This is a genomic window from Aquimarina discodermiae (assembly GCF_040786235.1).
GTDB lineage: Bacteria > Bacteroidota > Bacteroidia > Flavobacteriales > Flavobacteriaceae > Aquimarina.
On record NZ_JBFMKP010000007.1, the window covers coordinates 46,510 to 69,001 of the forward strand.

Sequence of the window (22,492 nt, forward strand, 5' to 3'; positions counted from 1 at the left end):
CAGTTCACATATTATTTCCCACATATACGCAGACTATATACGACTTTAGCCTCATTCAATCAAAAAACGACAGTTATGAAACGAACTTTAGTAACACTATTACTAGTGTTTGCGGTATCTTGTATTGCCGCACAAGAAAGAGTACAAGGTGAAGCAGAAATCTATGGTACCATTGTAGAACAATCAACTAATAATGTATTACCTTTTGCTTCAGTCGTCCTAAAAACAACTGAACAAAAACTAATCCAAGGTGTAATTACTAATGAACAAGGAAATTATATACTTACAGAAATTCCTGTAGGGAATTATATTTTAGAAGTTATCTATGCTGGTTTTCAGACATACTCATTACCCATTGAAATTAAGGAAATACGTCAAAAACTAAATTTGGGATCCATTACCTTACAAAAAGAAACCGTCGAACTTGATGCAGTAACTATCCAGGGAGAGAAGTCACAAGTTTCTCTACGCTTAGACAAAAAGGTATTTGAAGTAGGTAAAGATATTTTATCTCAAAGTGGTTCTGTAACTGATGTATTGGGTAATGTTCCTTCGGTTGCAGTAGACCCTTCTGGTGCTATACAATTAAGAGGTAATGGTAATGTCACTATCTTGATTAATGGCAGGCGTTCTGGTTTAACATCATCTCAGGCATTAGAACAAATCCCATCAGATACCGTAGAGCGTGTAGAAGTAATTACAACACCATCTGCAAGATATGATGCATCAGGATCTGCCGGTATCATTAATATTATTCTTAAAAAAAATCGTAAAGGCGGGCTTACCGGGCAGTTAAGAGGGGTAGTAGGTACTCCAGATGATTATAGACTTGTTGGTAGTATGAGTTACAAAACCAATAGTATTAATCTATTTGCCAACGTTGGAGGAAGATATACAGATTATAATGGTGATTATTCTAAAGTGCAACAAACTACCAGAGATGACAACACTATTTTTCTAAATCAGGTAGAAGATCAAAGTAGACATGATGATGGAAGACTATTTTATGTAGGTGCTGATTACTATTTTAATGAACATAATTCGATAACTACTGCTTTTTATAGAGCCGAAACCGAAGATACTGATGAAACAGTTTTGGATTACCGATATTCTTCTGGTCAAAATGCACTGGATAGCCTATTGGTAACCCATGGTAATTCTAAAGAAAAAAGATCATACAATCAATTAGAAATGAATTATACCAAAACCTTTAAAAAACAAGGAAAGAAATTAACTTTTGATCTGCAATATGATTTTTGGGACAGTACAAAAAAATGGGATGTACGTACGCAAAAAGAATTTCCTATTATGAATACTATTGCCAATATCAGAACCACCTCTACCGATAAAAATAACGATCTCGTAATGCAATCAGACTTTATAACTCCTATCAGTAAAAGTTCACAAATAGAATTGGGTGCCAAATATGAAAACAGATTGGTAGAAGATGGTTTTATGGCGCAAGAGTTGGTTAATGAAGGTTTTCAACTATTGGATAATCTGGACAATGCGATCAAATATGATGAACAAATCCTGGGAGTGTATACACAATACAGAAATAAAACAGGAAAATTTAGTTATTTACTAGGTCTGCGGATAGAAGACACCAAAATTGGGATTAAAGATGCAAACGGAAGTTTTGATGATACCAGAAATTACACTAACCTATTTCTTACGATCAATTTAGGATATGCGTTTGGTGAAAACACTACATTTAGTACTAATTATAGTAAAAGAATTAACCGCCCATCATTATGGCAATTAAATCCGTTTTCTGAATTAGATGATTTTAATGTTCGTTTTTTCGGAAACCCAGCATTAGATCCTGCATTTACAGATGCTATAGAAATATCGCTATTACAAAAAGGAAATGGTTTTACTTTAAGCCCTTCTGTGTATTACTCATACACTACTGATGATACCCAATGGTATACCACACAAGACAATACTACAGATGTTTTTATAAGTAGAATCATTAATATGGACAAAGAAACACGCTATGGTTTTGAGCTTTCTACTTCATATAAACCTATAAAATGGCTTGGTTTTAATGCCGATTTTAATGCCTATCTTTTTGAACAAAAAGGAGCTGTAGGAACACAAAATCTGGATAATGATGATACCACATGGTATACTACATTAAATACTAGAATACAACTAAAACATGGTATTACCTTTCAGAGTCGATTTAATTATAGAGGAGAACGAAAAACAGCACAAACCAGAAGAAAAGCAATATCTTATTTAAACTTTGGCATTAGCAAAAGGCTTTTCAAAAATAACGGTACATTAATGATCAATGCTAGTAATGTATTTAATAGCCGTAAAACCAGAGAAGTAATCACAGGAACGGATTTTTTGGTGAATCAAACCCGAAGTCGTTACGGTGCACGATGGTCTCTAAGTTTTGCCTATAGATTTAATGGTAATTCTAAGCATGAAGACAGACGTGCACGAAGAGGAAATAGAAATTAATCATACCCTGGTTATGAAATAGAAACAGTTATCAAAATAATTTGAGAACTGTTTCTTGTATTTGATATTATATGTCAAATTATTTAACAAATTACTATTCTGCTTCGACTTCTATATATTCTACATCTAGAGTATTTGCTTGTCCTACACTACCATAATGAATTAGTGCAATTTTATAATCTCGACGCACATTTCCTACACTATTCGGGATAGTTGCCTCAAAATTGATCCAATTATTATTATTTAAGAATCTAACTTCACTAGCACTTGGGTTAGAGTCTCCTGCCAAAAGAATGGTTGTAAAATCTCCATTTTCGTTGGCATTATTATTATTTGGAGTTGGAAGACGTGGATTGTTACCTCTAGCACTTAATCGCAATTCAAACTTAGATTGTGCATTGTTGATACCTGCTACTCTAAATTTTACCTTATCCCCTGCTCTAAGCTGTAGTACAGGACTTATCAGCCAATCGCTAAAAACAGTAGTATTTACAAAATTAGAAGAACGTGTAGATCTAAGTCCCCAATTTACTGTAGAAAAACTATTGACACCATTAGGTTCTTCACTGTCATTAAGTGTTGTATAACCCCCAAAACCATTGGTGAAGGTCTGTAATGAAATTGTTTTATCCAAATAATTCGCCGTACCGTAATCATCTGTATCATCATCTAAAGGATTGTTATTATTATTAGCATCTTCATTTCTGGTAAGAATACCATCATTATCATCATCTGCATCCAAATAGTTTACAACATTGTCATTATCAGTATCAGTAGTATTACCTTCTGTAATTGTAGGGATATTATCTCCATCATCATCACTATCTAAATAATTAAGTATACCATCATTGTCTGTATCTGCAGTATTTCCTTCGGTAGTCGTTGTGATACCATCTCCATCATCATCACTATCTAAATAATTAAGTACACCATCATTGTCTGTATCTGCAGTATTTCCTTCGGTGGCAGTTAGAATATCGTCTCCATCATCATCCCTGTCTAAATAATTAAGAATTCCATCATTATCTGTATCTGCAGTACTTCCTTCTATAGCAGTTGGAATACTGTCTCCATCATCATCACTGTCTAAATAATTAAGTACACCATCATTATCGGTATCTAATACACTTCCTTCTGTGGCGGTTGGGATACCATCTCCATCATCATCGGTATCTAAGTAATTAGGAATATTATCATTATCAGTATCGTCATTAGTAGGGTCGGTGTCTGTACCATCTTCATCTACTGTATTTATCCCGTCTCCATCAGCATCACCGGTATCATTAAATATATAATCGATCGCAATAGTATCATCCTCAGACCAATCTGTAGCAGTTTCGGTCCATTTACATGTGTTTACAGGTGTTCGCATTATAGACCCGCAACCATTGGTTTGGTGCCATGCAAAATCATGCGTACCCGGTATTGCCGTTCCCCCACCATTATTCAAATTGGCATGTGTAAAACCAAGGGCATGCCCTACTTCATGTAGCATTAGCGTTAGGTTTTGCTCCTTGGTATAAGTGGTGTTAAAATTATTATTTACATAGACACGATTTCCTACATTACCATTTGCTGGAAACTCTGCCCTAGCAACAGAAGGAATAGTACTAGAGTGTAAACAAACGATATCGGCTTCTGCAGCTGTATTAGCCTCGGTTATAGTAATGTTATCGTGCTTATTACTCCAATATTCCATTGCTTTTTTTAAAGGTTTTCTATAATTAGAAGGAAATGCATTATCATCATCGGTATCTATAAAATAAGTAATATTTCTAGAGTTTTCTCTGCTAATCAAACCATGGGTAATTCGATGTCCATTCTTTGGCTTGATTAAATGTTTAGTAGTAAAAACGATATCCTCATCATAGATAATTTCATCGCTAGATGCACTATAAACAAATCTGTTCGCATCAAAACCTTTTAATACTAATTCGTCAATCAATCCCACATACTTTAGAGGAATATCTTTGGATTCGATGTTTTCTATAGCCCCGGTTTCTGCAGGAATTGCATCATCCTTAGAACAAGAAACTACTACACCCAGCAAGGTGGCAAGCATAAAAGAGCTCATTAGTAAGCATTTTTTTTTCATAACATTGTATTTAAATAATTATCGCCGGAAGACATATAATAAGTAAGTTTTTACTTACTTAAATTGTACCAAATACATATTTCAGTTCACAAAAGGTATATTTTAATGTATAAACGGTATATTTTTAGGTATTTCATGCCCTAAAAACCAGTTGTGTGTACTTTTTGGATGACGCATAAAAACATAAAAATTTAATAACGAAATAGTTAAAAAACCAATTATAGTTAATATACACCTATACTAGCTAACCTTTTAAAAAAGAGTTTATTTCAACAAATAGAGAATGAAATGAAATCATTTTTTTTTCGACCAAGTGAAAAACTTTCAAACTTTATTAGAAAAAACGACTTATGAAAAAAAGTTTACATCTCGCATACATAGGTATTATAACACTTTGTTTTAGTGCTTGTATAGGTGAAGATATTATAGATGATTTTGTAAATCCTGTTTTACGAATTGATAATCCACTCGTATCTTTGGCAGTGGGAGAAGAATATCAATTCGAAGCCACTTATCTTAATAATATCGGACAAGAAGAAGAGGTAACATTGCAGTGGGAAAGCTCGGACCCCACGACGATAAGCATTGATGCCTCCACCGGACTTGCTACCGGAGTTAAGAACGGAACAGCAACCATTAGTGTTTCTTTAGCCGATGGTGGCGAGACATTAGTTACCCATAGCCCCGTAGCGATAGCAGAAGAAACTGTACTGGATAATCCATCCAGAGCTGGTACTATTATGACCACAAGTAGTTATGCCCTATCGGGAGATTTTGTTATGGAATCTGTACTAAGCAAAAATATCATACGAATATCGGTAGCCAATAATTATACCGCAAGTTCTGCCCTACCGGGGTTATATCTATACCTTACTAATAATCCCAACTCTATCAACGATGCCTATGAAGTAGGTGCAGTCACTGTTTTTAACGAAGCCCATACCTACGAAATTAGTGATACCGAGGTAGAACTAAACCAATATCAATACCTACTGTATTGGTGTAAACCCTTTTCTGTAAAGGTAGGTGAAGGAAGAATTAACTAACATACATTCGTAAAACTAACACATGAAACTAAAATATATACTACTTGTTGTAGCCACCCTTTTTGTATCGCAAATTACTACTGCGCAATGGACAAAAGGAAAAAATAAAGGATATTATAAACTAAATAGCTGGTTATTGGTATCTGATCAACATTATACCAACTCAGGAGCCATTGATCCTAATGTGACCCGAAGTACATTTAATTTAAGTTTTTATGGCGAATATGGAATTACGGATAGATTAGACGCTATTGCCTATATTCCTTTTTTTACCAGAGTAGCACAAAATGATCAGATATCGGGTACGATCAATGAACTTATCCAGGAAGGGGAAGCCTTTAATAACATTGGTGATGCTGATATTGCTATACGATATGGCATCTTAAAAAAGAGTCGTGTTGCTTTATCTACAACCGTAAAGCTAGGGATTCCTATCGGGGATGATGCCGGAGGTTCTGATGGTAGTTTTCAGACCGGAGATGGTGAGTTTAACCAACAGCTTCAATTGGATCTGGGAGTACCTTTTACGATAAAAGATCTATCCTTATATGCCAAAACTTATTTTGGATATAACAACCGTACACAGGATTTTTCTGATGAATTGCACTGGGGTGCAGAAACAGGCATCTCTTTTTTAAAGAAAAAACTATGGGTTATTGGGCGTCTTAATGCAGTACAATCTCTTAAAAACGGAAGTCGATCTGCTCAGAACTCGCAAGGAAGTATTTTTGCAAATAATATCGAATACACTAGTATTGGTGGTGAAGTAGCCTATTATATTACCAAAAAACTCGGAGTATCTTTTGCATATACTTCTGCGGTGAGCGGACGAATTATTTATGCCAATCCATCGATATCTGCAGGTATTTTTCTAGATATTAAATAATACGTATACCACTAAATAACCACCAAAAACTCGGAACTATTTTCCGAGTTTTTTTATACAATAGTAACTCAAGTCTTAACCTACACCAACGCATTTTTCAGAATACTCACCGGGTGTAACGATTCTCGTTGCGTACCATCCTTGATTTGATGTCTGCAACTAGTTCCTACCGCAGCTATGATAGTATTTTCTGTTGCTTTTCTTACTGCAGGAAACAAAGTTTGCTCCCCTATTTGCATACTTATCTCATAATGTTCCTTTTCGTACCCAAAAGACCCTGCCATCCCGCAACATCCAGACGGAATGATAGTAACCTTATAATTCTCGGGTAAGTTTAACGCTGCAAAGGTATTTTGTACAGCCGATAATGCCTTTTGATGGCAATGCCCATGCAATTTGATGGTTTGTTCTGCCTGGGTAAACTGATCTGTTGTTATATTTCCTTGTTTGATTTCCGCAAACAAAAACTCGTCTATCAAATACGTATGAGTTGCAATACTTTTTGCTTTTTCCTGGTTATTGGCCAATCGTAGGTACTCGTCTCTAAAGGTTAAAATTGCAGAAGGTTCTAACCCGATTAGCGGAGTGTCAGAACTAACAATCTCACTAAAAACAGCAATATTATGATTTGCCACTACCTTGGCTTGTTCTAACAATCCTTTTGAAATAAAAGTTCTCCCACTTTCTTTATGAGCTACTACTTTTACTTCATATCCTAATCGTGTTAATAACTCGATAGCATCGATACCGATATGCGCATCCAGATGATTGGTAAATTCATCGATAAAAAAGTACACGCTCTTTTTGGGTGATTTGGGTTGTATATTTTTTAAATTTCTTTTACACCATTTTTGCAAGGATTGTTTACTTAATAAGGGTAATTCTCGTTCTTTGGCTACTTTTAGCGTAGATTTAAGGATCCCAGAGGTTAATTTATTTCTAAATAAAAAATTGGTTAATCCTGGTGTAATTCCCCCCAGAGAATTTAACTTATTATTATATGCAAATAGTTTTGTACGTAGTGAGACACCATGTTCTTTTTGATATTGATATTCGAACTCGGCTTTTAGCGTGGCTACATCTACATTAGAAGGACATTCTCCAGAACACCCTTTACAGCTTACACAAAGATCAAAAACCTCTTTTAGCTCGCTACTATCAAATTTGTTTTTATTTTGATTGTTGGTCAAAATTTCACGCAATGCATTGGCCCTACCTCTTGTAGTATCCTTTTCGTCTTTGGTTGCGCGATAACTAGGACACATGGTTCCTCCTGCTGCTACAGATTTACGACAATCACCGCTACCATTACATTTTTCGGTAGCTCTTAAGATCCCCTGGGAGTCTGTAAAATCAAGTAATGTATCAATTTCTGGTTCTTTTCGATCTACTTCATATCGCAATTGCTTATCCATAGGATAAGCGTTCACAATTTTACCCGGATTAAAAATATGTTGTGGGTCAAAAACGTCTTTAATTTGTTTTATGATAGTATAATTCTCCTCTCCTATCATAAATGGGATATAGCTTGCTCTTACAATACCATCACCATGTTCTCCACTCATCGAACCCTTATATTTCTTTACCAATGTGGCCACATCATCTGTTATTTTTTTAAACAAGACCACATCTTCGCTTTTCTTAAGATCTAAGATTGGACGTAAATGAATCTCTCCGGCCCCAGCATGCGCATAATATACAGCCTGTTGGTCATATTGCTTCATAACATCAGAAAACTCTGATATGTAGTTGGCTAGATCAGGTATCGCAACTGCCGTATCCTCTATACAGGCTACTGCCTTCTTATCTCCTACAATATTACCCAACAACCCTAAACCAGCTTTACGTAGTTCTAAGGCTTTATCAATATCGTTCCCTCTTAAAATAGGGGTGGCATAACTTAGTCCAGAATCATTCAGTGTTTTTAATAAAGCTCTTTCTTGTTGTAATAAGTCATCTTTTATATCAGCTCTTAATTCGAGCATTAAAATGGCTTCTGGATCTTCTTCTATAAAAAATCGATTCTTAAGTTGCTCTGTATTATTTTTGGTACAATCCAAAATGGTTTTATCCATCATTTCGCAGGTAAATAAGGGATGTTGCATTACAGGGGCTACTGCATTAAGACAATCATCGATCGATTTAAAATGCGCTGCAACCATAACAGACTCTTCGGGTGGTAAATCGTCTAATTGTAAAGTAACCTGTGTAGTAAAAGCCAAAGTACCTTCACTACCCGAAAGCAAATCACACATAGAAAAAGGAATAGCTGTATCTGCAAATACTTCTGACTTAATTAACTCATCAATAGCATACCCCGTATTACGTCGATGGATTTCTGGTTTAGGGAAATTAGCAATTATTTGTTGCTGAACAGTTTCAGGAGAAAGTTCCTCATAAATAGATCGATAAATATCACCTTCTAAAGTACCCAGATCTCTTTTAGCTTTAAACTCTTCTTTAGAAACATCAGAAAAAACTACTTCGCTCCCATCAGACAACAGCGTGTGTAAAGCTACGACCTTATCTCTTGTCACTCCGTACTGAATCGATGTGGTACCACTACTGTTATTACCAATCATCCCTCCTATCATACAGCGATTCGAAGTAGAGGTATTGGGTCCAAAAAACAAACCATACGGTTTAAGATACCGATTTAAATCATCACGTATTACCCCGGGCTCTAAAGTCACTGTCTTCTTTATCTTATCTACAGCAATGATCCTGGTAAAATACTTAGAAACATCAACTACGATACCATCTCCTACACATTGCCCTGCTAACGAGGTTCCCGCTGTTCTCGGGATTAGCCCAATAGCATGTTCTGATGCAAATGTTATCAGTTTTTTTATATCATTCTTTGATTTTGGAAAAGCAACTGCCAGGGGAACTCTACGATATACAGAAGCATCTGTTGCATATATAGATGTGGTCAATACATCAAACTGTAACTCGCCCTCTAATTGGTTCTTTAAACCATTCAGTACCTTATTGTCCTTCATATGTATTTTTCTTTCCTAAAGAATCTAATGATACTTGTCTTCTAAAATTAGTATCAAAACAAATAAAACTATCGGTTCCTGCTACCCCTTCTATCTGATGTACCTGATCGTATAGGATACGTCTTAAATGTTGATTATCGTAGGCAAAAATAAGAAAGAAGATAGCATATTGTCCCGAAACATAATTACATTCTAATATTTCTGGAATTTTTTTAAGCCCCTCTACCACTTCTGCAGCAAACCTTGCTTCTTTAAGCCTAATCCCCACATAAGATTTGGTTTTATAACCAATACGACCTTCATTGACCATAAACTCTGCTTTATGGATGACTTTATTTTCCTTCAATTTCTTAATTCTTTGGTGTACCAAAGAGTTAGATATTTTAAGATCTTCTGCTATTTGCGAGAACGGTTTTCTAGCATCTTCTCTAATTTGCAAAAGGATTTGTTGGTCGATATAATCAAAATGACTCATAGCACTAAAAAAATTAAAAATCATGTGTCAAAATGATAATTAAGAAGCAAGACAAAATCAATATGACACAAAAAATGTTTATTAAAAATTAAATACACTAAAAAAAGTATCTATAATAGTCAAAAATAATAATTTTGTAATATATCAAAACATATTAAAGATGAATTTAACGTATTTTTTTGAGGAGCTTTGGAAACAATATTCTGCAAAAACCCCCTCTGCAGAGAAAGTAAAATCTTTATTAGAAGCAGAAGGTAACAAAGTGTTTAATGATCACATTGCGATTAGAACATTTAATGATCCAAGAGTAGGAATTGATGTGTTGGCTCGTCCTTTTATAAAAATGGGATACGAAGCTAAAGGCGAGTATCATTTTAAAACCAAAAAGTTATATGCTAAACATTTTGAACATACAACCGATACAGATGCGCCAAAAATTTTTATTAGTGAATTGTTACTAGAAGAATTGTCTAACGAATTACAAGAAATTATTGGTAGTATTTTAGACCAAACAGATACTGATACTTTATCCCAAAATGATTTACTATTACAGGGTCGTATCTGGAATACACCTTCGTATACCACTTACAAAAGACTTCTTAAGGAATCTGAGTATGCAGCATGGTTATATGTTAATGGTTTTTGTTCTAACCATTTTACAGTAGATGTAAATAAACTTAAAACCTTTAGTACACTTAATGAAGTAAATACATTTTTGAAGGAGCAAGGTTTTGTAATGAACACCTCTGGTGGAGAAATTAAAGGATCTCCTGAACAATTACTTGAACAATCAAGTATTCTGGCTGATGTAGTTAAAGTAAAATTTGAGGAAAGTACCGAAGAAATCACCTCTTGCTACTATGAGTTTTCTTATCGATATCTAAATGATAATCAGAGAATTTTCACAGGTTTTATAGCCGGTTCTGCAGATAAAATATTCGAGAGTACCGACATGAAATTACAACAGAACTAGCTTAATATTAACAAAAATTTAAGACTCATTGATGCACAATAGAAGTTTTGTGACGTTATATTCGGGAATCAAACTTTAAACTATTCACTTATGTTAAAACGTGTTTTAATTTTCGCAGCTTTACTATTAGGTACAATAAGTACCATGCACTCCCAAGAGTTTTCTAAAAATGCTTTAGGTATTCGATTTGGAGACAATGATGGTTTTGGAGCTGAGATTTCATACCAGAGAGGATTAACCGATAACAATCGGTTAGAATTTGATTTGGGATGGAGAGATTTTGACTTTGGAAATGCCATAAAAATTGCCGCAATTTACCAATGGGTATTTAATCTTGACAAAGGATTTAACTGGTACGTTGGTCCTGGTGGAGGAATCGGATTAATCGATTATGATAACGATACTGTATTTAATGACAGTAGCGATAGTTACTTCTTTCTTGCAGGTGATATTGGTATCGAATACAACTTTGACATTCCAATACTAATCTCATTAGATTTAAGACCAGAAATAGGTTTTGGCGATGTTAATGATGATTTAGATTTTGATATCGGTTTAGGAGTTCGTTATCAATTCTAATCAAATATTACTAAAAATATAGAGATCGTTCCTAAGCCATTGCTAACGCCTCCTGGTAAATAGCAATATACTTAGGAACGATTTCATTTACATCAAATTTTCTCGCTTCATTATAAGCATTTTGTTTAAAACGCTCCAGAGTTATATCGTCTTTTAAAATCTTAATAGCATTTTCTGACATTTCTTTTACATCACCAACATTACTCAAATATCCTGAAACACCTTGATTATTTACTTCGGGGATTCCCCCTGCATTACTCGATATTACCGGTACTTTATTAACCATTGCTTCGAGTGCTGCCAAACCAAAACTTTCACGTTCTGAAGGCAATAAAAACAAATCAGAAAAGCACAATACTTTATCAATCTCATTACTATTACCTAAGAAGATTACTTTGTCTTTTATGCCTAGTTCTTTACATTTTTGCTCTGCTGGTTCTCGTTCTGGTCCTTCTCCTACCATTAATAATTTAGCAGGTATCTCTTTTTGTATGGTATAAAAAATATCCACCACATCAGTAATACGTTTTACAGCTCTAAAATTACTAATATGAGTTACAATTCGTTCTTCTGGTGTTGCCATCAACTCACGCTGGCAATCGGTAAAACTTGTCTGTCTGATACCAACATCTATAAAATTAGGAACCACTTCTATATTTCCTTTGATATCAAATAAACGTAAAGTGTCATCTTTTAGGCTCTGAGAAACAGAAGTAACTACATCACTTTTATTAATACTAAAGGTAACAGCTGGCTTATAAAACGGGTGATTTCCTACCAGAGTGATATCAGTACCATGCAATGTGGTTACCATTGGGATATAAATCCCTTCTTCTTCCAGCATTTTTTTGGCCATATACCCTGCATATGCATGTGGTATCGCATAATGCACATGCAAAACATCGATCTTGTATTTTTTTACCGTATCCACTAATTTACTAGACAATGCTAATTCATAAGGTTGGTAATGAAATAAAGGGTAATCTGGAACATTTACCTCGTGAAAATGGATATTTGTACTTAAAAGGTTTAAGCGTACCGGCTGTTTATAGGTTATAAAATGTACTTCATGGTTTAATTTGGACAAGGCAATACCCAATTCTGTGGCTACAACACCACTACCCCCAAAAGTTGGGTAACAGACGATAGCTATTTTCATACGCTTACTTTTTGGGTACAAGTTACAAGAAAATTGTCATTACTCGCTGTTAAAGTAATTTTAAAAATCCTTTTCAATTTTTGTCAAAACTAACTCAAAAGAATTTATCTTTTCTACCATAAACAAAGTACCTCCTAAAAATTTTGAGTCTAAAATCGTTAAAATCCCTGTATTCTCATTATAATACCAAACAGCTTCTTTCTTACTAGAGCCTCTATTATGTTTTCTCGAATGATCATTGCCACATCTGTGACGTTGCTTCTTTTGAGGAGATATAAGAGAAAAGAATTTAATCTTCTTTTTATCTGTGAACTCTCCAATAAAAAATTCTACTCCTTTTTCAATTATAGCCCTCGAAAAACCAGAGTTAATCAGGTACAATTTTGACGGATCATTAATATCACGTTCTACTCCCCATCTGCCATATAGTTCCTTTCTAACCAGAATAGAATTTTGCGCAAACATAAAATTAAAAGAAGTCTCAGGTAGGGGCTCAAAAGTTTACACTAAAGATTCTATATCTTGATCATTTTTTAAAAAGGTGGAGTATTCATATAATTATGATAATAGAAAACAGAACCAATAAGTATAACAGATAAAGTCAAGATAATATAAAAATTAAAATTTGAGTAATTTTGTTTTTTGATATCATCTAATTCACTAGCATCATCACTTGATAATTCACCATTCTCTATTCTTAGTTCAATATTTTTATTCCACAGTAATTTATTGGTTTCTTGTTGTCTATATATTATATACCCTAATAAAAACATTGCCGTTAATCCTAATATTGCAATAATTAATATTTGATTTTTATTTTTATCAATATCATTTAAGGCGTAGTTGGAATCAATTTCTTCTACCATATTACCTAAAACATAACCGTCAATTATTAATTTTGAACTTTTATTTCCTGAATAAATAACTTGAATTTCTAAACCAAATTTTGGGTCAAAATAATCCCAATCAATCAAAAGCCCTTCCTCTTTTTCAATAATTCTAAAATTACTTACATTTGCATCATTTTGTTTTACAATTTTATGATCCAATATTTTACCTCCACCATTCATCTTTATTAAAAAATCTTTCCTCACATCCGATTTTTTAATTTCTAATTCTCCACGATTCCACAAAATAAGATTTGTTACATAAATATTATCATTAATAACAGAAGAATCAGAAGTGATAACCTTTATATTTTCAGTAGATATATTTTTATTAAAAATAGCTGATGGCGCATATTTAGAAACATATACAGGTTCTCTATCACGACTATAAAATATCGTAAAATAGATGGTAATAACAAATCCTAATATTCCTATTAGAATTGTCCAAAAAATACCAGGTTTTATAATTTTCATTTAGTGGAATTAAGAGAAAGTAAATATATAAAAATACCAACTCATATCATTCTGATGACTCATAGATTAGCTAAGTTTTTAGAAAAACTTATTGTTAATAATCGTCTATCTTCACTCAATAACTTATAATTCCTTAATTCACTCTATTTTAAGTACTGTAATAGAACCTTCAATACAAATCTAGGTTTCTACTATATGTAAGTGGAAATATATAGCAGTAAAACAATTTAGTTTGATCTGGAAAATAACAAAAAGAGTACTTGCGTAATAATTTTCATGATGATGTGTTTGTCAAGGACAATCAAACAACATACCAAACAAAATAAAAAAGCAGATCATAAGCCGGATTCTGTTTTCTGATAGATCAGAACCCTTATCATTTATCTAGACCAATAATTACTTATTAGTTCAAACCGCCTACCCTCCAACATCGAACGCGCAATTCTCAAAAGCTGGTTTACATGGCGTTGCACCGTATAGAGTTTACCTGGTTTCACTACAGCATTACCTGTACATACTTTCTGCTGCACTTGTCCTCGCCTCACGACGGACGGGCGTTACCCGCTATACTGCACTATGGTGTCCGGACTTTCCTCTCTCTGATCAACAGACAGCGATAAGGTGATCTGCTTTTTTGCAAAAATAGGATAATTAACATGGATTTTGCAAAATATAGTAACTGTTATAAGATATTTTAAATCACCAATAAAAAAAGACCGCTAAAAACGGTCTTTTCATAAATAATTAGGTTAGTTCAGGGTAATAGATTAAATCTTAATCCCCGGCCAATAACACATATGACCCGGGAATCGGAGAAACATAAAAGTCTTTTACTTTTTTTATGTCCTTAATATATTTTTCAGCCTCACTAAAAGCGGTTTCTAAGGCACTTAATTCTGACTTTTTTCTAACTACAATGGTTTTAGATATAATATTTCCATTGGTATATTCGATCGTAATTTTCCATTTTTTAACCGAATGAAGGTTCTTATTATTTGCTTTATTTTTTTCTTCTTCATTCTTTTTATCAACCTTCTCCTTCTTTTCATTATCAACTGGTATCAATTCTGTAAAACTTGAAGTTGCACTCACGATAGTAGTGCAAAACAGGGCTATTGCGATTAAGTTTCTCATAATTAGATGATTTGAATTTGTTTGTGCTAATATACAGACATTTTTTTAATATACAAATATTTTTTTAATAAAAATTTAATTGATTAATCAAATTTTATATGTATATTTGCATTATGACGAATCGAAAACTAAAAAAGCTCCTTAAGAGAAGTAAAGGAGCTAAAACTGTCTACGGTATTTCAAAAGCACTTGGGGTTAGCCCCCAGGCAGGAGATTATGTGGTTAAAAGAAAAGATCTCGCAAAAGATTTTGAGCGATTACAAATAATTGCAGATTATATGGGGGTAGAAATAAAAGACATTATCGATTCTAATAATAAAAAGAAAAGTTCTATAAAGTAATTAAAGTTGAGTTTGTGTTATATCGTAGTATTGGAGAATACTACAAAAAAGAATAATCCCTGAATAGAAAACCTATTCAGGGATTATTTAGTTATTGAAGGGGGGTATTCCAATATATTTAATGTGCACTCACTATAGAGATTTAATTTTTTGTAACATTTCTTTGGCATTTTCTCCTACCCATCCTTCTGGGTCCATTTTCAATGCTTTCTCATAGTACTTGGTTGCTTTTTCTTTATTTTCCATCTTCAAATATGCTTCTGCAAGGCTATCCCAGGTATTAGCAGAATTTGGAAACAAACGCGTATTAATTTCAAAAATAAATAAAGCTGATTTTATATTATTTTTTTCTACATACGAATATCCCAACGTGTTAATTTCACTTTCATTAAGCATTTTCACCTTTACCAATACGTCAAACTGCTCGAATAAGGTTTCTTTTTCACTTTCTGTAGCTTCTGTGCTTTCTATACTGCTTAATGCTTTTTTTAATGGTTCAAAAAATGCATCTCTATACTCTTTTGCTTTATCAAGGGCCAAGTTCCTAGCTTTCTCAAGCGCATCGTTGGCAGATATTTTTATATCAGGTTGAACACCTACTCCCTCCCAATTTGTTTTAGTTACAGGATTGATCGTTCTTGCAAAGGGTATTCCAATATCAAAACCACCTTTTAGCAAAAACCCTCTTGTTGGGTGAGCTCCTCCGCCAGTAACCTCTCCTATAATAGTAGCTCTTCCTCTACTTTGCATGGTATATGAAAAATCCTCGGCTCCAGAAAATGTTTTTTTACTAGTGAGTATATAAACAGGTACCTTTGGTCTTTTAACACCTTTTACATCCACCACAAATAATTCTTCTGTATAATCCTGTGCACGCGAATAAATACTATTTAAAAGTAATTCTTGATTAAAAAAGTAACTCGAAAGATAATTTACAGTTCTAGGACTACCCCCAGTGTTATTTCTCATATCAATAATGATAGCATCTGCTGCTTGCATCCCACGCATAGCCAGGTCTATTTTTTCTAAATGTGTAGCTCCACCACCAAAAAATGCAAGGTCAATATAACCAATGTTGGATTCGAACAACTGAAAACCTCTAAGCATAGGGGTTTGGTATCTAGACAGGTTCCCTACAAAAGATTTTTCTGATACTTTTTTTGCCTTTTCTCTGGGTGGCCAGAGCTTTAAATGTTTATCCTTAGTTATTTTTTGTAGTTCCTCGGTAACTGCAGTCGTAAATTCGTCTGGTGACATTTTTGTGAAAAAATCATTTTTTACCAGCTCATTCAAATGCGTATTTGACTCTTTTGCCTTATCCAGAAAAATATAATTAGTTTCTAATAGGGTTTGTATCTCTTTTATTACATCATTATTAGTGATGGGTTGACCAAAATGTAGACTTGTTGTAAATAACAATATAATTACAAAAATTCTTTTCATAACTACTGTTCGTTTTTTGATTGATGATTGACTGATTCTATTTTGTAAAGAAAAAAATAATAAACAACCTAAAATAGTATGAAATTAGCCTAAGGAAAATTTCTTCTATAATTTTCTAAATTCGTTAGGTTTAAATCCTGTAGTCAACTTAAAAGTTTTTGAAAAATGACTTTGATCAGAAAAACCGCAAAGAAATGCAATCTCTGTTAATGTTTTTGTAGAGTGTTTTAACAGCACCATCGCTTTTTCAATCTTTACTCTACGCATAAACTCTCCCAACGTACAATTAAAATATCTAGAAAAATGTTTTGAGATAGTAACAGGATGAACATTTAATTCTTTTGATAATTCTTCTAACGAAATGAACTCATCCCATCTGTCACATAATAATTCTTGTATCATAGCTACCCATAAAGGTTTATGATCACTAATTGTATGGTAACCCGAAAACAAACTAAGTAAAGAAACATGAATAGAATCTGATGATGCTTTATCTTTTACACGTAGTTCTTTGTAAATTTTTAAAAGCTGAAATTGAATCTCTGGGTTCTTTAGAACAGATGTTTTAAAACTAGAAGTAGAAAGCTCGTTTTTTTTAAAAAAATCATCATCTATTTCTATATTCAAATTCTCTGAAGGAAATGCCGTATGTCTATTACGATGTATTTCATATTTGTCATACAACATAATACTTCCCGAAGTGGCCTGAATATCTTCTTTTTTACGAGATTCTAAATTACCTCCCTGCAACACCAGACATAAATGATATTTTTCATGCGAATGCCAATCTTCAGAAACCGGGCTCGTGTACTTCACCAAAGAAACATCATAATCTTTGAATGAAAATTGTTCTGCGGTCTTACCCAAAAATTCTTTGGCTTTTAATTCTATCATGAAATACTTTTTTAAGCTAAAAATTTAAAATTAAACGCACAACAATAATGCCATTATACTTGTAAAATACAAAAAACTATCTTAAAAACAAGAACAAGTCCCATAGAAATTATCTTAAGAAACCTTTATTGATTTCAATTCATTAAAACTTATGGCATATAAATAAGCGCGCTATCAGGTGTAAATAATCTTTTGAAAACGAGATAATGAGCTCTAAAAATGTGGTGATTACGTTTAAATACCTCTAAGAAAACATTAACAGTATATAGTCCTATTAAAAGGAAAAAATGCACTATATTTAAGCATAGATCCCTTCTTGTCAATGCACTACTATTATTGACAATACAACACACATTTTTATCACCTATCATCCCTTATAAACCTTAATTCTAAGATTATGAGTATCTCACAAGCATCCCCTAAAAGTAAAAAAGAAAGACCTAGTTTTAAAAGTCAATATGAGAACTATATTGGCGGAAAATGGACTGCCCCTATAAAAGGGCAGTACTTTGACAATATCTCTCCTGTAGATGGTGTTAGTTTTACCAAAATTGCACGCTCTACCAGTGAAGATATAGAACTTGCAATTGACGCTGCCTGGAAAGTAGCTCCCGAATGGAACAATTCTTCTCCTTCCTATCGAAGTAACTGTCTATTAAAAATAGCAGATATCCTTGAAGAAAATTTAGAAACATTAGCTCGAGTTGAAACTTGGGACAATGGTAAGGCACTTCGCGAAACACTAGCCGCCGATTTGCCTTTGGCTATCGATCATTTTAGATATTTTGCTGGTGTCATTAGAGCCGAAGAAGGCACAGCCAGCGAACTAGATGCCAATACTGTATCTATTAATATACAGGAGCCCCTCGGAGTTGTAGGCCAGATTATCCCGTGGAATTTCCCCTTGCTTATGGCTACCTGGAAAATTGCCCCTGCTCTTGCAGCTGGTAACTGCGTTGTATTAAAACCCGCAGAACAAACCCCGGTAGGTATTATGATCCTTATGGAATTAATCGAAGGTGTATTACCACCTGGGGTTCTAAATGTAGTAAATGGCTATGGTATTGAAGCAGGTAAGCCATTGGCTTCGCATCCTAAAATAAACAAAGTAGCCTTTACTGGTGAAACTACCACAGGACAATTAATAATGCAATATGCTTCTAAAAACATTACTCCTGTAACACTCGAGTTAGGAGGAAAATCACCTAATATTTTCTTTGAAAGTATTATGGAAGCAGATGATGAATTTTTTGATAAAGCTATAGAAGGTGCCGTATTATTTGCGCTTAACCAAGGTGAAGTATGCACCGCACCATCTCGAATTTTGATTCAGGAAAGCATTTATGATAAATTTATCAAACGTGTTATAGAACGTACCGAAGCCATCAAACTAGGACATCCTTTGGATCCAGAAACTATGATGGGAGCGCAAGCTTCTAATGATCAATTCGAAAAAATCTTAAATTATATCAATATAGGAAAAGATGAAGGTTGTGAAGTTTTAACCGGTGGAGAAGAAGCCTATATAGAAGGACTTGAAAAAGGGTATTACATAAAACCTACCCTATTAAAAGGAAATAATAAAATGCGCGTGTTTCAGGAAGAAATATTTGGACCTGTTGCTTGCGTAACCACCTTTAAAGATGAGAAAGAAGCAATAGAGATTGCTAATGATACTCTTTATGGTTTAGGAGCAGGAGTTTGGACTCGGGATACTCATCAAGCATATCAAATTTCGCGAGCAGTACAAGCAGGACGGGTTTGGGTAAATTGTTACCATACATATCCAGCTCATGCTCCTTTTGGAGGGTATAAAAAGTCTGGTATCGGTAGAGAAACTCATAAAATGATGCTTAATCACTATCGCCAGACCAAAAATATGCTTATATCCTATGATAAAAAACCAATGGGTTTCTTTTAAAATAAAAGATCATGATTGCACGTGTCAAGATTACCGATAAGGCCAAGGCCATAATCGATACCCTTAGTGCAGAACACGGGGAGTTGATGTTTCATCAAAGCGGAGGTTGCTGCGATGGCTCCTCCCCGATGTGTTTTACTAAAGGTGAATTATTAATCAATGAAAATGATATATGGCTCGGAAACGTATATGGATGTGACTTTTATATGTCCAAAGATCAATTCGAATATTGGAAACATACACAACTTACTATAGACATTGTAGAAGGTAGAGGAGCGAGTTTTTCATTAGAAATCCCTATGGGAATTCGCTTTGTAATTAAATCCCGTATGTATAGAGAAGATGAACTAGAAAAACTAGCTCCGGTATATACTGGTGAGAAGACACTCTTAAAAAACTAGATTAACACAAAACATTATTGCTCTATAAATACACGGTCTTTTCCTTTAAACTCGGGAGTTTGTACCGAAATTACTTTCAAAGGGGTTTCTGATACTACTTTTACGCCATGAATAGTCTGCTCTGGTATAGTAATCCAGTCCCCTTTTTGAACAATGATCTCCTTATCATTAAGTTGTATTTTTGCTTTTCCTTCTAGCACCAATACTTGTTCTGTATGTGTTACATGTTTGTGAGGTTTAACTCCTTTTTTTATCCATATTATGAATGTAGAGGTATGCGCATCACTGTATATTTTCTTTACCAGTAAATTTTCATAATCTTCTTCTGGTGTCATATTTTGGACAGAAATAGAAGTTTGTGTTAACACAGTAATATGAGATAGCAAGGTAAAAGTAATAGAAAAAAATAGCTTCATAATACGTTTTTTATGCGTCAAAAGTAATATTAATTTTTAGAATTAAATTTTGATCCTTCAGGAGCTCTGTAATTCGAAAATGGTAATTTTAATAAAGTAGTAATCTTTGTATTTGTATCAATTTCGGGATAGGTATCTATCCCATATTTGAGGTCTTTACTTTGCATTTTTGAAAAAGTTCCAAAAATTCGATCCCATATAGAAAATATATTATCATAATTAGTATCGGTATAAGGTAACGTATGATGATGATGCACCTTATGCATATTGGGTGAAACGATCACCCAACTAACCAAACGATCTATAGGTTTGGGCAAAGAAATATTTGCATGATTAAACTGAGATAAAATAACAGACAGGGACTGATACAACATAATAATACCTACAGGAGCTCCTGCTATAAAAACGGCTAACGTTGTAAACAAAAACCTGATCACACTCTCTCCTGGATGATGTCTATTTGCTGTAGTAGTATCTATATAAGTATCTGTATGATGAATTAAATGAAACATCCATAAAGGTTTTATAATATGTTGTAAATAGTGCGCAAGCCATGCTCCTATCAAATCCAAAATAGCAACTCCCAATACTATCATAGCCCATAATGGCAATGAAAACCATTGCAATACTCCAAAGTTATTAGTGATCGTCCAATCACTAGTTTTTAATAATATAAATGCAAGAAAAAAGTTAACAATAATGGTAGTTAGTGTAAAAAAAATATTAGGCCATGCATGTTTAAACTTTTGATACTTAAACTTGAATAAAGGAGCTGCATATTCGATAAGCCAAAAAAAAGCAATGCCTCCTACCAACAATATACTCCTATGGGAAGAAGGAATCGTCTCAAAATACTGTAACAAATTTTCCATACACTAAAATATCTTATTTAAAACTATTATACAAAAGGTTTACTACACACCTTTCCCACTTCATAAATAATTAACATTATTTTACGCAACCGAAAAGTTGCTTAACTTAAAAATGTTTTTATATTCGCAACCATATAGTTGCATATTAAAACCTCTATATGATATTTACTAAATTGTAACCTTTAAATATTCTTTAAAATGAAAGACGTAATTAAGAAAGAACATTCATTCAATCATTCAATCGATACAGTATGGAATGCTATTACCAAACAAGAAGAGATTTCTACCTGGTTTATTCAAGCAGATTTCAAAGCTGAGCCTGGTTATAAATACACTTTTACGGCATCAGAAGAGCAAAATTGTACACAAATAACTGGTGAAGTAAAGCAAGCTACACCCTATACGCTAATTTATACCTGGATTGTTGGTGACACTAAAGTAGAAACCACTGTTAAATGGGAATTAGAAAAAACAGCATCAGGTACCAAATTGAGCCTGGAGCATTCTGGAATATCAAACTACGAGGGTGAAACCGCTGTTAAAATGTTCAATCACTTTAACGGTGGATGGGACAACTGTGTTTCTGAGCTATCAGAATATTTAAAACAACCTATTCATGCAAGATAAGATCACCAAAATATTAAAAGCAATAGCCGACCCTACCCGACGTGAAATATTTCATGCATTGGTAGTGGCGGCTACTGCATTACCAATTACTCAAATATCTGGGCAGTTTGATATGAGTAGACAAGGCGTTACCAAACATTTAAAAACACTCGAAGATGCCGGTTTGGTATCTATTGATACGAAAGGGAGGGAACGTTTTTGCTATGCAAATGCCACCCCCTTAAAAGAGATCAAAAATTGGATTAAGTTTTATGAAAAATTCTGGGACGATGCATTAAGTAATTTAGGTGATTATTTAGAAGGTAAAACAGAAAAATAACCTCTCACATATTCATTATAATTTTGATATAAATAGGAAAGCGTAATAAACCATAACAATTTGTTTTTCAAAG

The 22,492-nt window shown here is 33.8% G+C and carries 21 protein-coding genes and 1 other RNA gene; 10 read left to right on the forward strand and 12 right to left on the reverse strand.

Annotation, left to right across the window (positions count from 1 at the left end; all coding sequences use genetic code 11):
- Window positions 1-75: 75 nt before the first annotated feature.
- Window positions 76-2,475 carry a TonB-dependent receptor gene (locus tag ABW636_RS05825; RefSeq protein WP_367589017.1) on the forward strand — a complete coding sequence of 800 codons (2,400 nt, stop codon included), beginning with the start codon at window positions 76-78 and terminating at the stop codon, window positions 2,473-2,475.
- A gap of 94 nt (window positions 2,476-2,569) precedes the next feature.
- On the opposite strand, the gene ABW636_RS05830 is transcribed toward ABW636_RS05825, so the two are convergent.
- Complete coding sequence (locus ABW636_RS05830; protein ID WP_367589018.1) at window positions 2,570-4,570, reverse strand: M57 family metalloprotease; 2,001 nt, start codon at window positions 4,568-4,570, stop codon at window positions 2,570-2,572.
- A 350-nt stretch (window positions 4,571-4,920) separates the two neighbouring features.
- Between ABW636_RS05830 and ABW636_RS05835 the strand changes: the two genes are divergently transcribed.
- Both ABW636_RS05835 and ABW636_RS05840 read left to right on the forward strand, forming a co-directional pair.
- The gene (locus ABW636_RS05835; protein ID WP_367589019.1) at window positions 4,921-5,616 is read left to right on the forward strand and encodes an Ig-like domain-containing protein; all 696 of its coding nucleotides are present in this window, start codon (window positions 4,921-4,923) and stop codon (window positions 5,614-5,616) included.
- 22 nt (window positions 5,617-5,638) lie between these two features.
- On the forward strand, window positions 5,639-6,502 hold the full coding sequence (locus tag ABW636_RS05840; protein WP_367589020.1) for a hypothetical protein: 864 nt from the start codon (window positions 5,639-5,641) through the stop codon (window positions 6,500-6,502).
- A gap of 80 nt (window positions 6,503-6,582) precedes the next feature.
- Here ABW636_RS05840 and ABW636_RS05845 read toward each other — a convergent pair whose 3' ends face one another.
- Window positions 6,583-9,504 (reverse strand): FAD-binding and (Fe-S)-binding domain-containing protein, encoded by a 2,922-nt coding sequence (locus ABW636_RS05845; protein WP_367589021.1) that lies wholly within the window; start codon window positions 9,502-9,504, stop codon window positions 6,583-6,585.
- Window positions 9,491-10,003, reverse strand: coding sequence for an Lrp/AsnC family transcriptional regulator (locus ABW636_RS05850; protein ID WP_367589022.1), 513 nt, complete (start codon window positions 10,001-10,003; stop codon window positions 9,491-9,493). Before ABW636_RS05850 ends, ABW636_RS05845 begins: the two co-directional genes overlap by 14 nt.
- A gap of 136 nt (window positions 10,004-10,139) precedes the next feature.
- Between ABW636_RS05850 and ABW636_RS05855 the strand changes: the two genes are divergently transcribed.
- Both ABW636_RS05855 and ABW636_RS05860 read left to right on the forward strand, forming a co-directional pair.
- On the forward strand, window positions 10,140-10,952 hold the full coding sequence (locus tag ABW636_RS05855) for a DUF1338 domain-containing protein (RefSeq protein WP_367589023.1): 813 nt from the start codon (window positions 10,140-10,142) through the stop codon (window positions 10,950-10,952).
- 90 nt (window positions 10,953-11,042) lie between these two features.
- Window positions 11,043-11,531: a putative outer membrane beta-barrel protein gene (locus ABW636_RS05860; protein ID WP_367589024.1), complete on the forward strand. Its 489-nt coding sequence runs from the start codon at window positions 11,043-11,045 to the stop codon at window positions 11,529-11,531.
- A gap of 31 nt (window positions 11,532-11,562) precedes the next feature.
- On the opposite strand, the gene bshA is transcribed toward ABW636_RS05860, so the two are convergent.
- The 5 genes from bshA to ABW636_RS05885 form a co-directional block, all read right to left on the reverse strand.
- The gene (bshA, locus tag ABW636_RS05865; protein WP_367589025.1) at window positions 11,563-12,690 is read right to left on the reverse strand and encodes an N-acetyl-alpha-D-glucosaminyl L-malate synthase BshA; all 1,128 of its coding nucleotides are present in this window, start codon (window positions 12,688-12,690) and stop codon (window positions 11,563-11,565) included.
- A 60-nt stretch (window positions 12,691-12,750) separates the two neighbouring features.
- On the reverse strand, window positions 12,751-13,155 hold the full coding sequence (locus ABW636_RS05870; RefSeq protein WP_367589026.1) for a hypothetical protein: 405 nt from the start codon (window positions 13,153-13,155) through the stop codon (window positions 12,751-12,753).
- A 68-nt stretch (window positions 13,156-13,223) separates the two neighbouring features.
- Window positions 13,224-14,051 (reverse strand): hypothetical protein, encoded by an 828-nt coding sequence (locus ABW636_RS05875; protein ID WP_367589027.1) that lies wholly within the window; start codon window positions 14,049-14,051, stop codon window positions 13,224-13,226.
- 323 nt (window positions 14,052-14,374) lie between these two features.
- Window positions 14,375-14,684, reverse strand: an RNA gene (gene rnpB / locus ABW636_RS05880) — RNase P RNA component class A.
- A 141-nt stretch (window positions 14,685-14,825) separates the two neighbouring features.
- Window positions 14,826-15,185 carry a hypothetical protein gene (locus tag ABW636_RS05885; RefSeq protein WP_367589028.1) on the reverse strand — a complete coding sequence of 120 codons (360 nt, stop codon included), beginning with the start codon at window positions 15,183-15,185 and terminating at the stop codon, window positions 14,826-14,828.
- A 98-nt stretch (window positions 15,186-15,283) separates the two neighbouring features.
- On the opposite strand from ABW636_RS05885, the gene ABW636_RS05890 reads away from it, so the two are divergent.
- Window positions 15,284-15,526, forward strand: a complete 243-nt coding sequence (locus ABW636_RS05890) for a hypothetical protein (RefSeq protein ID WP_367589029.1) — start codon at window positions 15,284-15,286, stop codon at window positions 15,524-15,526.
- Window positions 15,527-15,658: 132 nt separating this feature from the next.
- On the opposite strand, the gene ABW636_RS05895 is transcribed toward ABW636_RS05890, so the two are convergent.
- Together ABW636_RS05895 and ABW636_RS05900 are read right to left on the reverse strand one after the other, a co-directional pair.
- Window positions 15,659-16,969 carry a S41 family peptidase gene (locus ABW636_RS05895; RefSeq protein ID WP_367589030.1) on the reverse strand — a complete coding sequence of 437 codons (1,311 nt, stop codon included), beginning with the start codon at window positions 16,967-16,969 and terminating at the stop codon, window positions 15,659-15,661.
- A 105-nt stretch (window positions 16,970-17,074) separates the two neighbouring features.
- Complete coding sequence (locus ABW636_RS05900; RefSeq protein WP_367589031.1) at window positions 17,075-17,863, reverse strand: AraC family transcriptional regulator; 789 nt, start codon at window positions 17,861-17,863, stop codon at window positions 17,075-17,077.
- A 397-nt stretch (window positions 17,864-18,260) separates the two neighbouring features.
- On the opposite strand from ABW636_RS05900, the gene ABW636_RS05905 reads away from it, so the two are divergent.
- Window positions 18,261-19,784 carry an aldehyde dehydrogenase family protein gene (locus ABW636_RS05905; RefSeq protein ID WP_367589032.1) on the forward strand — a complete coding sequence of 508 codons (1,524 nt, stop codon included), beginning with the start codon at window positions 18,261-18,263 and terminating at the stop codon, window positions 19,782-19,784.
- 11 nt (window positions 19,785-19,795) lie between these two features.
- Window positions 19,796-20,185, forward strand: coding sequence for a DUF779 domain-containing protein (locus ABW636_RS05910; protein WP_367589033.1), 390 nt, complete (start codon window positions 19,796-19,798; stop codon window positions 20,183-20,185).
- Between the two features lie 14 nt (window positions 20,186-20,199).
- Here the strand turns inward: ABW636_RS05910 and ABW636_RS05915 are convergent, their stop codons facing one another.
- Together ABW636_RS05915 and ABW636_RS05920 are read right to left on the reverse strand one after the other, a co-directional pair.
- Window positions 20,200-20,601, reverse strand: coding sequence for a cupin domain-containing protein (locus ABW636_RS05915; protein ID WP_367589034.1), 402 nt, complete (start codon window positions 20,599-20,601; stop codon window positions 20,200-20,202).
- A 29-nt stretch (window positions 20,602-20,630) separates the two neighbouring features.
- On the reverse strand, window positions 20,631-21,473 hold the full coding sequence (locus ABW636_RS05920) for a sterol desaturase family protein (RefSeq protein ID WP_367589035.1): 843 nt from the start codon (window positions 21,471-21,473) through the stop codon (window positions 20,631-20,633).
- A gap of 198 nt (window positions 21,474-21,671) precedes the next feature.
- Between ABW636_RS05920 and ABW636_RS05925 the strand changes: the two genes are divergently transcribed.
- Entirely contained in the window at window positions 21,672-22,100 is a 429-nt protein-coding gene (locus ABW636_RS05925) for an SRPBCC family protein (RefSeq protein ID WP_367589036.1), read from the forward strand.
- Entirely contained in the window at window positions 22,090-22,419 is a 330-nt protein-coding gene (locus tag ABW636_RS05930; protein ID WP_367589037.1) for an ArsR/SmtB family transcription factor, read from the forward strand. Before ABW636_RS05925 ends, ABW636_RS05930 begins: the two co-directional genes overlap by 11 nt.
- Window positions 22,420-22,492 lie beyond the last annotated feature (73 nt).